The organism is Pseudidiomarina mangrovi (assembly GCF_003999375.1).
Classification (GTDB): domain Bacteria; phylum Pseudomonadota; class Gammaproteobacteria; order Enterobacterales; family Alteromonadaceae; genus Pseudidiomarina; species Pseudidiomarina mangrovi.
In genome coordinates, this window is the sequence record NZ_RJLC01000017.1 from 393,454 (window position 1) to 405,563 (window position 12,110).

Below are 12,110 nucleotides of genomic sequence, written 5' to 3' on the forward strand. Positions count from 1 at the left end.
CGGCTTAGTGTAGTGAATGCAGCGCCATTAATAAAGCAAAAAATAGTCGTAGCCTAACAGGTCATACCCCTTTGCCCAGCGCTTGCACTTTTAAATCATTGCCATACCGCCATTCACATGAATGGTCTCACCGGTGATATAAGCGGCACCGGGCGATGCTAAAAACACCACCGCAGCGGCAATTTCTTCTGGCTGACCTAAGCGCGCTGCCGGAATATTGCTAAATATAGCCTGCTTTTGGTCGTCTGTTAACGATTTGGTCATATCGGTATCAATAAAGCCTGGCGCCACACAATTGACGGTAATACCGCGTGCCGCAATTTCTTTGGCTAGAGCTTTGGTAAAGCCAACCAAGCCCGCTTTAGCGGCACAATAGTTAGTTTGGCCAGGATTACCGGTGGTGCCGACGACTGAGGAAATATTGATAATGCGGCCACTGCGGCGCTTCATCATACCGCGCATCACGCCCTTACAAAGGCGAAATACTGATTTCAAATTGGTATCAAGCACACTATCCCACTCATCGTCTTTCATGCGCATGAGCAGATTATCGCGAGTAATACCGGCGTTATTAACCAAAATATCGAGCTGACCATAGTGGCTATCGATGTGCGCAAGAACCGCCTGAATATTGGCTTCGTCGGCGACATTCAAGCTTAGCCCTTCGCCATGGTCGCCCAAATAATCTGAAATACTTGCCGCACCGCTATCGGTGGTCGCGGTACCAATCACTTTAACCCCTTGCGCGACCAGTTGCAGTGCAATGGCTTTACCAATGCCGCGAGTAGCGCCGGTGACTAAGGCCACTTGGCCCTGCATAGATGTTGTCATGCTTGAATCCTTGCTTGAAGTGTTTCAACGGTATTACAAGCATCGGCTTGTATTCCGTCAACAATACGTTTATTAAGCCCAGTTAATACTTTACCTGGACCAATTTCAACCAATTCTGTGACCCCTTGGGCAGCTAAAAATGCCACTGTCTCGGTCCAGCGTACCGGTGAATACAGCTGCCGCACCAAGGCATCACGAATAGCTTCAGGTGTTTGCTCGGCGCTGACATCGACATTATTGATCACCGGAATTGTCGGGGCTTGCAAGTGCAGCTGTGCTAACCGCGCAGCGAGTTGCTCAGCAGCTGGGCGCATCAACGCACAATGCGATGGAACACTGACTGGCAATGGTAACGCACGTTTCGCTCCGCGTGCCTTACAGGCCTCACCAGCGCGCGCTACAGCAGCGCTGTGGCCAGCAATCACCACTTGCCCAGGCGAATTGAAATTGACCGCCGCCACCACTTCATCAGCGGCAGCTTCAGCACAGGCAGCGACCACTTCATCATCGGCCAAGCCAATGATCGCAGCCATTGCGCCTATACCAGCTGGCACCGCTTGTTGCATAAACTCACCACGGGCGGCTACCAGCGCCACTGCATCACGCAACGATAATACGCCTGCGCAAACCAACGCTGAGTACTCACCTAAGCTGTGCCCGGCAAAATACTGCGGCGCAGGCACGCCGGCTTGCTGCAATACCCGATACAGGGCCACACTCGCAGTTAGCAACGCCGGCTGGGTACGCTGCGTGTCATTAAGTTGTTCCGCCGGGCCGTGTTGCACCAACTGCCACAAATCATAGCCTAACACCGCGCTCGCTTCGGCAAAGGTTTCAGTAACCAGCGGATAAGCGGCTGCTACATCGGCCAACATTCCGACCGTCTGTGAGCCTTGGCCAGGAAATACATAAGCTTGCATGAATGAATCCTTGCTTAATATTCAATAAACGCCGAACCCCAGGCAAAACCGCCGCCAAAGGCTTCAAGCAATAATTTATGACCGCGTTGAATTTTACCCTCGCGAATTGCAACATCAAGGGCAATCGGTACCGATGCGGCTGAGGTGTTGCCAGTATAATCTAGCGTCGTCACCACCTGTTGCATCGGTAACTTTAATTTCTTAGCGGTGGCACTAATAATACGCATATTGGCTTGATGGGGCACCAGCCAATCTAAATCACTGGCGTCCAGTTGATTAGCAGCCAGTGTTTCTTGTACCAGTTCGCTCAACTTGCTTACCGCTACTTTAAATACTTCACTGCCTTTCATATACATCCACGCTTCGCTGAGCGCTTCTGGCTCATGCCGCTTCGGATGTTGTACGCCAAGTAAGTCAGCAAATTCACCGGCACTGTGTAAATGCGTCGACAAAATACCACCCTGCTGGCCGGCCTCAAGCACCACGGCTCCGGCACCATCACCAAATAGTATCAGGGTATTGCGGTCATCTGGATGACACAGCCGTGACAATGCGTCGGTGCCAATCACCAACACCCGTTGGTAGGTACCACTACGAATATATTGATCAGCGACACTGAGTGCAAAGATAAAGCCAGAGCAGGCTGCCGCCACATCGAAAGCAGGAATATTGTTACTGGTTAAAGCCGCTTGAATATCACAGGCTACACTGGGAAATGCCCGTTCACCCGAGGTGGTTGCGACCACAATCAGATCCAGTTGATCAGCACTCAAAGAAGCCGCTTGTAAGGCTTGTCGGGCGGCAGCTACGCCCATGCTGGCAGGGGTTTCTGTGGCTCCAGCAATGCGTCGTTCACGAATGCCCGTACGTTCGACGATCCATTGGTCGCTGGTATCGACACGTTGTTCTAACATGGCATTGGTTAAGCGCTGAGCGGGCAAATAATGGCCGCTGCCGGTAATCACTGATCGCATGATGATGTCTTATTCCTGCTCGAGGAGAACCTGTTCCACCCGCTCACGAATACGTTGCGGGAGGTGCTGCTGAGCCTCATGCACGGCTTGCTCGATAGCACTATAAAAGGCTCTCGCATTAGCATCACCGTGGCTTTTAATAACGACTCCACGCAATCCTATCAGACTCGCTCCGTTGTAGTGGTCGGGCTTCAGCCAATCCCACGAACGTTGCAGACGTTTATAAAAGAGTTTCACAAACCAACGGGTCAACCAATGGTCGTGAATATTACTGCGGATATTGTTTAACAATAAATCAGCTAAGCCTTCGCAGCTTTTTAGTGCGATATTACCGACGAAACCATCACAGACAATCACGTCAGCTTTGCCAGAAAATACATCATCGCCTTCAATAAAGCCAATATAGTTCACCAGCTGCGACTGCTGAAACAATTGCGCTGTGGCTTTCACCACATCATTACCCTTAATTTCTTCTTCACCCATATTCAGCAAGGCAACACGCGGCAGTTCTACGCCTAACACTTGTTGTGCTGCGACCGAACCCATTAAGCCAAACTGAAACAAGGTATCAGAATCACACACTGGGTTAGCGCCGAGATCAAGCATGATCGCACTACCACCGCGCGCCTGAGGGATAACTGACATCAGTGCTGGGCGCAATATACCGGGTAAAGTTTTCAAACTAAAATACGCTTTGGTCATCAGCGCACCGGTGTTACCGGCACTCACCATGGCATCAGCGCTTTCATCAGCGACCAGTTCTAGCGCAACGCGCATAGATGAATCAGGTTTGGCTCGCAACGAATAACCGGGCTTATCGGTCATAGTTACGGTTTGGCTTGCATGCTTGAGGGTTAAACGCGGGTGTGCAATGAGTTTTTCACGCTGCAGCAGCGGCAGCAATTCGGTTTCGTCACCGACGACTACGAAGTGTGTATCAGAAAATTGCTTGAGCGCTTGTTGCAGCGCGGCAATAACAATTGAGGGGCCGTTATCGCCCCCCATTGCATCGATTGCTATTGTCAGTGTGGCCATTGCCGCACATCCACCAGCGTCGATTAGTTACCGACTACTTTACGGCCTTTGTAGAAACCATCAGCAGTCACATGGTGACGACGATGAGTTTCGCCAGAAGTAGAATCGATTGATAAAGTTGGACCGCTCAGCGCGTCATGTGAACGACGCATGCCACGGGCAGAACGACTTTTCTTACTCTTTTGTACAGCCATTTCAGCTATCTCCTAGGTTTATTTACGCTTTAAGGACTGCAATACGGCAAAAGGGTTTTCCTTTGCCTCGGCGCTCGGGTCTAACTCGCCCCACTGCATTGCATCCGCTTTAATTCGACAGGCCTGTTCATCGTGCTTAGGCACCACAGGCATCGTCAACATCAATTCATCTTCAACTATTTGATGCAGATTAACTTCACCAAGCTCATCAAGATCTATGGGCTCGTATTCCTCTGGCATATCGGTGGCCTTTTGGCGCTTTGTGATTGGTGCGTACACAAAATCACATTGCACAGGTAAGATCATTGGGTCACCACAGCGCTCACAAGCCACTACCACAGTCACTTCAGCGTGTCCGCGAATGACCTTAATGCCTTGCTCATCCACGTCAAAATGGATTTGCGCATCGATGTCAGGACAAGCCTCAACCAATAGCTCTTGCAAACGCACAAGGTTTTTCCCCGGAATTAAACCGAGGTAACTCAATTGCTTACCGGCACTTTTAACCGGATCGACCGAAATCGGTACACGAACCTTCTGCATAGGGCGCGAATGTTAATGGATTAGCCGTTTGAAAACAAGTGATTTTCGCATTTTTACTGCGCTTCAGCGCGGTTTATTTACAGCGCTAGTCAGTGGATTAACGCCCCACGCGCGCAACATTGCCAACAAGCGAATCAATGGCAAGCCAATCAAGCTATTTGGGTCATCACCGTGCAACCGCTCAAATAAACTGATGCCTAGCCCCTCACTCTTGAAACTGCCGGCACAATTCAACGGCTGCTCCAAAGCAATGTAAGCATGAATTTCGGCATCAGTTAGGCTGCGGAACACTACGGTAAAGGGCTCAACGCAATGCTGCAGGCGCTGACTGGCGCTATCATAGAGCGCCAAACCGGTCAAAAAGGTAACGCTTTTGCCACTTGCCGCGCGCAGCTGCTTCACCGCATTGTCGACCGTATGCGGTTTACCGACAATAGCACCATCGATGACTGCTACTTGGTCCGAGCCAATTAACAAGTGCTCTGGATACTGTGCCGCTAAGGCCTTAGCTTTTGCAATCGCTAAACGTTCAACCAGCTGTTGCGCCGATTCACCCAACAGCGGTGTCTCATCGATATGCGGCGCCGCGCAGCTAAAATCGGCCACTACTTTGGCCAGTAATTCACGCCGATACGGTGAGGTAGATGCTAATACCAGCTTGTTCATAGCAATTCCTTGAGCGCTACAGCGCTGCTGTCATCAGCAACATAACTGCTCAGCTCTGATAATTGAGAAATAATAGCGTGCGCACCAGCGGCCTTAAGTTGTGCACTATCATGGGCGCCAAAGCTCACGCCAATAGCAGCCATCTGAGCCCGCTGTGCCATCTGCATGTCGTGAATGGAGTCGCCTATCATCAGTGCTTGCTGCACACCTACCCCGGCTTGCTCGGTTAACTCAAGGAGCATTTTCGGGCTTGGTTTTGACTCAGATTCATCAGCACAACGCGAATAATCGAAGTAATGACGACTGTTGGTCTCGTCCCAAACGCGCTCTAGGCCATGACGCGCTTTACCAGTCGCCACGGCCAACCGAAAGCCACGACTGCGTAAATCACTGAGCAGTTCATGTGCGCCGTCAAATAAACCCGTTGGCGTAGCATCATCATAGACATATTGTTGCCGATAAACCTGCATGAACTGCGCCATTTGCACCTCATTCAAGCGCCCAAATAAGCGGTCGATGGCCGGTAGCAAACTGATGCCTATAATGTCACGCACCGCACTTTCTGATGGCACATTAAGGCCGACCACCCGCGCGGTATATTGCATGGATGACACAATGCGACCAACCGAGTCCATTAAGGTGCCATCCCAATCGAAAATGATCAGCGAATAGTTCATGCGAAACGCTTACTACCTAAACGCCGTAAAGCATCGCGAAGTGCATCATCAAGTGGCGCTTCAACGGTCATGGTTTGGCCGCTTTGTGGATGGGTAAATTGCAATAAATGAGCATGCAAAAACAGCCGTTGTAACCCTAGCCCTTGCATGAATCGGCTGAAATCCTCATCACCGTACTTATCATCAAGCGCAATGGGATGCCCTGCTTGCAGCGCGTGCACACGAATTTGGTGGGTACGACCAGTAATCGGTGAGGCTTCTACTAGAGTGGCTTGATTGTATTGTTCAATGATACGAAAGCGGGTTTCTGCGTCTTTGCCGTCACTATCAACACGAACCACGCGCTCGCCCGATTTGAGGGTGTTTTTTTGCAGTGGTGCTGAAACCATTTTTACGTGCGCCTGCCAGTGGCCACGCACCAAGGCGTAGTATTGCTTATTCATGGTTTTGAGACGCAACTGTTCGTGCAAATTACGCAGTGCTGAGCGGCGTTTTGAAATCAGCAAACAACCGCTGGTTTCACGGTCGAGCCGATGCACTAACTCCAGGTGTTGCGCTTGCGGGCGCAGTGCACGCAAACTCTCAATCAAGCCAAACTGCAAACCCGAACCACCATGCACGGCGAGGCCAGCTGGCTTATTGATCACCATGAGCACATCATCTTCGTACAGAATTTGGTGTTGTAGCGCTTGTACGCGGTCTAATTTAGCCGATGGTAAGGCATTCGCCTCGGCCACACGGACCGGTGGAATACGCACCACGTCGCCGGCTTGCAGCTTATATTCAGGTTTTACCCGCTTTTTGTTGACCCGCACTTCGCCTTTACGCACGATACGATATACCAACGATTTCGGTACACCCTTCAATTGCGCAAGCAAATAGTTGTCAATACGTTGTTCAGCAAAGTCAGGCTCGACAGTCTGAAAACGAACTTGTTGTGTTACAGAGGTATCAGTCATAGGGCGTAAGTTTATCACTAAACTTACGCCCGTAACTGAAAATTTTATGGTTTAGCAACCGCCATGTTGTAATTCATCACAAAGCCGTGCTTGTTGAAGTCCAGGACAAAGTGAAGCTGCATATCGGTGTTCATTAAGGCTTCAATTTCTGGCCCCATTTCCTCGCCTTCTAGCGCCATCATTGGGCCTACGGCGGCAAATAATTTTGCGTAATTAAAGCCCATAACCACGAACCCATTTTTGCTCATGGCTTCAGCAGCAGCACTTTTTGCCGTGGCCTCACTGGCTGCAGAAACACCTAGTGCTAGGGTGTTGGCTCCGCGATGCAGCGTGGCATCGGATGGCAAACCCAGATCAGCACCCGCCAGTACGGTGGTCTCACCGACTGCTGGTAACTCCAACGCCGCCAAGTTTGGATCAAATGACTGCAGCGTGGTGTACAAAGTTTCAATGTCATCTCCAGACATGCTGAAAGTCATGTTTAACGCGTCAGGACTGCCAGTCTCCAAGCCAGCCAAGTCAAAATCAACCACTTGGGCAGCAAAGCCTTTCAAACCACCCAGCATTTGCGTTACCGCTAAAGCTGCCATTGGGTTATTCGCCTTCATGCTCTCCTGTGCAGCCACGAGTGGCGCGCACGAAAATTTAGCCGAGGTCAAACTAACCCACATTTGGCTCAGATTAGGTGCTAAACGACCAAAATCAGTACCTAATCCTACGTAACCCATGACATCGCTAAGATTGCTCGTCATCGCCGTTGGAATAAATCCGCGTAAATCCTGCATGCGCTCTAACGTTGGCTGATGATGGGTCGGGATCAAAGTCGTGCTAGCAATCGTGGTGCCGCTATCGGCTTGAGTAATTGCGGCGTCAAAGAATACCCCAGGCCATAGCGTAGCAATTTGACTCACATCAGTGCGGCATTCAGCAGTTTGCCATTCCGCCATCGAGGTATCTAACTCACCGGCGGAAATTGAGCGCAAATCAAGACCTAACTGGTTACTGTCGGGATTAACCAGCGCATTGGCCAAAATATCTGAGCGAATATAGCCAACGCCATCAGCACGTAAATCATACTTTTTAAGGATATCGGTTAAGTAGCCGCTATCTTGCAAGTTATTAGCCGGTTGAGTTAATGCCAAACGCTGACCTAAGTTTGCTTTATCGAGGCTCGCAGCATCGACAGTTAGTGTCGCCCAACCATCACCAACCCGCATCAGCAGGTCAATAGCAATTTCTTCCACCTCGTCACGGACTAATTGATAACGATAAACCGTAGCACCTTCGATAGTTTCTTCGGTTGCGCTGTAACCACTGGCCTGCTCGGCACGCTCAAACATCGCTAAAAACTTAGCTTGGTCACCCACTGCAATGCGCAGTACCGGCGCTGCACCAACCATGTACAACATCGAACGTGCGTCACTGCTCACGCCGGTTAGCTCGGTGAACTGTTCAGGTTGTACTAAGGCGTCAAGCAATTGACTATATAACGTCAGTCCAAAAGCAATTCCCTCGCTATCACCGAGTTCCGACTCGAGCAGCAGATTATCCATTTCGGCTTTGGTGCTGGCTGCCATTTCAGGGGTCATGAAAGCAGTTGCGGCAAGGTAAGTCGGCAAGTCAATCGGTTTAATCTGTGCCGAGAACAACGCCGTGTCAGCAGGCACGTATGCCAACTCCGCCATATTGATACCGGCATCGGCTTGCTTGTTGTAGGCATAATAACCGCCGGCTCCCGCAGCAATAATAGCTGCTGCTATAAGTGTAGTTCGCATAAGTGCTCCATGTTGTTTTTTCGTGCGAAGGGTTGTATTGGCATTATAAAACGCTATGCCTGTAAGAATGTAAAATTAGTGTAGCCAATTGTAACAAGTTCAACAACTAGAAAGCTTATGTTGTCATAAACAACGAAAACGTGGGATAATCAGCAGCCGGAAAAATTCCGCACCGGTTAACAGAGAGCGGTACGTGGTAACACGTTGATAAAGTTACGTAAATAAAAATTCAGAGGGTCTGAGTGAGTCGCATTGAGCAGGTCTCAGCCAATCACTGGCAAGCGCACTCAGGCCTTAATAAGCAAAAAAGCTAATGCTACGGCATAGCACGACGAGAATATACCAGCAGATTTCGGCTTGGTAACCAATTGCAAGCCGCACGTTCTTTATAACGGGCGGTGTCAGTACCCGCTGAGATAGCGTCATGACAACTCAACAATTTGAACACGAAATCGCGACGGCGTTCCGCCCCTCGTGCTGTGTTGTGGCTATATCATAAGAGTCACAACCATGAAAAGAATGTTAATTAACGCAACGCAGCAAGAAGAATTGCGCGTAGCACTGGTAGACGGCCAACGTCTTTATGATCTCGACATCGAAAGTCGTGGTCATGAACAGAAAAAATCGAATATCTACAAGGGTAAAATTACCCGTGTTGAACCAAGCCTTGAGGCAGCCTTCGTTGATTATGGTGCCGAGCGTCATGGCTTCCTGCCATTAAAAGAAATTGCCAAACAATACTTCCCTACTGGTTACTCATTTTCTGGTCGCCCGAACATTCGTGATGCCATTAAAGAAGGCCAAGAAGTTATTGTACAAATTGATAAAGAAGAGCGCGGCCAAAAAGGCGCTGCACTGACAACCTTTATCTCATTGGCTGGTTCGTATTTAGTATTAATGCCAAACAACCCGAAAGCCGGCGGTATCTCGCGCCGTATTGAAGGTGATGAGCGTACTGAATTAAAAGAAGCGTTAGGCTCAATCAACGTGCCCGATGATATGGGTGTGATTGTTCGTACTGCCGGCGTTGGTAAATCACCGGAAGAACTCGAGTGGGATCTCAACGTTTTAGTACACCATTGGCGCACTATTGAGACAGCCGCTGGCGAACGCCCTGCTCCATTCTTAATCCATCAAGAAAGCAATGTGGTATTCCGTGCCATCCGCGATTATTTACGTCGTGATATTGGCGAAGTCATGATCGATAACAACGATATTTTTGAACAAGTCAAACAGCACGTCAGTTTGATTCGTCCAGATTTCGTCAATCGCGTAAAGCTCTATCAAGGCTCCATACCACTTTTCAATCATTATCAAATTGAAAGTCAGATTGAATCGGCCTTCCAGCGTGAAGTGCGGCTGCCGTCTGGTGGCTCTATTGTGATTGACCCAACCGAAGCGCTGACGTCGATTGATATCAACTCATCGCGCGCAACCAAAGGTGGCGACATCGAGGAAACCGCGTTTCAGACCAACCTTGAGGCGGCTGAAGAAATTGCCCGTCAATTGCGTCTGCGCGACGTGGGTGGTCTGGTGGTCATTGACTTCATTGATATGACGCCAGTACGTCATCAACGCGAAGTTGAAAACCGCCTACGCGATAGCCTGAAGCAAGATCGTGCGCGCATTCAAGTAGCTCGCATTTCGCGCTTTGGTCTGTTGGAAATGTCACGTCAGCGCTTGCGTCCAAGCTTGGGTGAGTCATCCAACCATGTGTGTCCGCGCTGTAGCGGCCAAGGCACCATTCGTTCAGTTGAATCACTGGCTCTATCTATCTTGCGCTTAATCGAAGAAGAAGCGCTGAAAGACAAAACCTTACAAGTACAAGCACAGGTTCCGGTCAGCGTTGGTACTTATTTGCTCAACGAAAAACGCAGCTCAATCACTGATATTGAAAAGCGCCATAAGGTATCGGTACTGGTTATTCCAAATCAGAATCTCGAGACACCACATTTTGATGTGCGCCGTTTGCGTTCTGATGAGGTAGAAGCCGCCAATAGCTTCACCCTGCTTGATAAAGCCGACGATAGCTCCATGACCTTTACCTTAAATAAGGAAAAAGTCGCTTTTGAAGAGCCTGCAATCAAACACCTGCAAGCCCCAGCAGCTCCAGCACCAGTTGCCGCAGCTGCCTCCACTGAAAAAGCTGCAGTACCAGCCGGCCCGGGCTTAATCAGTCGCTTGATGAGTTGGTTCGGCAGCCTATTCAGTGGCTCAGACAACAAAGAACAAAAAACTGAGCAAGAGCCGCAACGTCGTCCACAACAACGTCGTAACCAGCGCGGCAACAACCGCCGTCGTGGTGGTGCTAACCGTGGCCCGCGTGAGCGCGATGAACGTAACAATAAAGCTGAGGTAGCAGCTGTTGCCGAGCCAGTGGCAGCCAGCGCTGCGGCTAGTGATGATAAGCCAGTACGTAATGAACGTGGTGGTCGTCGCGGTCGTAACCGGAATAACCGCCAGCGTAATGAAAATGCAGCAGCTAGTGACGCCGCAAACGTTGAAGCAACAGCAGTCACTAGCGTTGCTGACGACGTTTCCAGCAGCAATGAGCAGCATGATGATGCACCTACGGTCAGCAAACCGCGCCGTCAACGCCGTAAGCTTGAGCGCTCGGTGCGTGTTGTTGCTGGTGACAGCACTGAAACGGCAAGCACTGAAACCACAAGCGCTGAAAAAGCCGAGGCAGTAACAGCAGCCGATCAAGCCGAAGTGAAGGCGGAAGTGAAGGCCGATATCGATACCACAGAGAGTGCGACGACCGCAGCGGTAGATATGACCGCAGCTGATACAACGTCGACCGAAACAGCCCCGACAGCCAGTGACGATACCAGTGCTACCGCGGCCAGTGACAGTGACGAGCAACAGCCAACGCGCAATCGTAGCCGCCGTTCGCCGCGTCACCAGCGTGCTGCTGGTCAACGCCGTAAAGCGGAACAACAGGAACTAACTGACGAAACAGCTGACTCTTCAGTGACTGACGCAACAGCAGCGGCTGACGCTAACGACGTCGCGCAGCCAGAAGCGGAAGCGGCTTCCAGTGCTGTAACAGAGCAGGCTGTAACTGAAAGTACTGTAACTGAAAGTGCAGTAACAGAAAGTGCAGCGGCGGCAGCAATAACCGCAGAGCCGGCGGTAGCACCTGCTCCAGAACAAGCTCAAGTTACGGAAGCAGCAGCAGAAGCGCAAGCCGAAGCCACACCGGAGCCAAAAGTCGCAGCGAAAGAAGAGCCGAAAGCAGAGCCGAAAGCTGAAGCGAAGCCAGAGCGCAAAACTGCAGCCAAAGCGGCTCAGCCAGTAGCCCAGCCACAGGCGAAGAAAGTGGTGTCGGCGGCTATGGCTAAAGCCACTGCTACGCCGCGTGATGGTCAATTTAGCCCGCTCACAGTCGCCAGTGATGAGCAACGCCCAGCCTTTGCTAAAGCACCGGTAACGGCGAGCCTGAGTGAAGCGAAATCTGTCGCCAGCGCAGCCATGACAAAAACTCAGTAACTATGCGTGAGTAGTTGATTGATAGGCATTAAAAACCGGGGCAT

The 12,110-nt window shown here is 50.5% G+C and carries 11 protein-coding genes; 1 reads left to right on the plus strand and 10 read right to left on the minus strand.

All coding sequences use genetic code 11. From position 1 onward, the window contains the following. Positions 1-90: 90 nt before the first annotated feature. From fabG to EFO84_RS11195, 10 genes are all read right to left on the minus strand, one after another. Complete coding sequence (gene fabG / locus EFO84_RS11150) at positions 91-831, minus strand: 3-oxoacyl-ACP reductase FabG (RefSeq protein ID WP_127348127.1); 741 nt, start codon at positions 829-831, stop codon at positions 91-93. Next, the gene (gene fabD / locus EFO84_RS11155) at positions 828-1,751 is read right to left on the minus strand and encodes an ACP S-malonyltransferase (protein ID WP_127348128.1); all 924 of its coding nucleotides are present in this window, start codon (positions 1,749-1,751) and stop codon (positions 828-830) included. Before fabD ends, fabG begins: the two co-directional genes overlap by 4 nt. A gap of 14 nt (positions 1,752-1,765) precedes the next feature. Further along, positions 1,766-2,725 (minus strand): beta-ketoacyl-ACP synthase III, encoded by a 960-nt coding sequence (locus EFO84_RS11160; protein ID WP_127348129.1) that lies wholly within the window; start codon positions 2,723-2,725, stop codon positions 1,766-1,768. 9 nt (positions 2,726-2,734) lie between these two features. Then, on the minus strand, positions 2,735-3,760 hold the full coding sequence (gene plsX / locus EFO84_RS11165; RefSeq protein ID WP_127348130.1) for a phosphate acyltransferase PlsX: 1,026 nt from the start codon (positions 3,758-3,760) through the stop codon (positions 2,735-2,737). 23 nt (positions 3,761-3,783) lie between these two features. Beyond that, positions 3,784-3,954, minus strand: a complete 171-nt coding sequence (rpmF, locus tag EFO84_RS11170; RefSeq protein WP_127348131.1) for a 50S ribosomal protein L32 — start codon at positions 3,952-3,954, stop codon at positions 3,784-3,786. An 18-nt stretch (positions 3,955-3,972) separates the two neighbouring features. Continuing rightward, positions 3,973-4,497, minus strand: coding sequence for a 23S rRNA accumulation protein YceD (gene yceD, locus EFO84_RS11175; RefSeq protein WP_127348132.1), 525 nt, complete (start codon positions 4,495-4,497; stop codon positions 3,973-3,975). Between the two features lie 63 nt (positions 4,498-4,560). Continuing rightward, positions 4,561-5,163: a Maf family protein gene (locus EFO84_RS11180; protein ID WP_127348133.1), complete on the minus strand. Its 603-nt coding sequence runs from the start codon at positions 5,161-5,163 to the stop codon at positions 4,561-4,563. Continuing rightward, positions 5,160-5,840, minus strand: a complete 681-nt coding sequence (locus tag EFO84_RS11185; RefSeq protein WP_127348134.1) for an HAD family hydrolase — start codon at positions 5,838-5,840, stop codon at positions 5,160-5,162. The genes EFO84_RS11180 and EFO84_RS11185 overlap by 4 nt, the downstream gene beginning before the upstream one ends. Beyond that, on the minus strand, positions 5,837-6,799 hold the full coding sequence (gene rluC, locus EFO84_RS11190; protein WP_127348135.1) for a 23S rRNA pseudouridine(955/2504/2580) synthase RluC: 963 nt from the start codon (positions 6,797-6,799) through the stop codon (positions 5,837-5,839). Before rluC ends, EFO84_RS11185 begins: the two co-directional genes overlap by 4 nt. Positions 6,800-6,843: 44 nt before the next feature. Further along, entirely contained in the window at positions 6,844-8,574 is a 1,731-nt protein-coding gene (locus tag EFO84_RS11195) for a hypothetical protein (RefSeq protein WP_127348136.1), read from the minus strand. Positions 8,575-9,084: 510 nt separating this feature from the next. On the opposite strand from EFO84_RS11195, the gene rne reads away from it, so the two are divergent. After that, positions 9,085-12,066, plus strand: a complete 2,982-nt coding sequence (gene rne, locus EFO84_RS11200) for a ribonuclease E (RefSeq protein WP_127348137.1) — start codon at positions 9,085-9,087, stop codon at positions 12,064-12,066. Positions 12,067-12,110 lie beyond the last annotated feature (44 nt).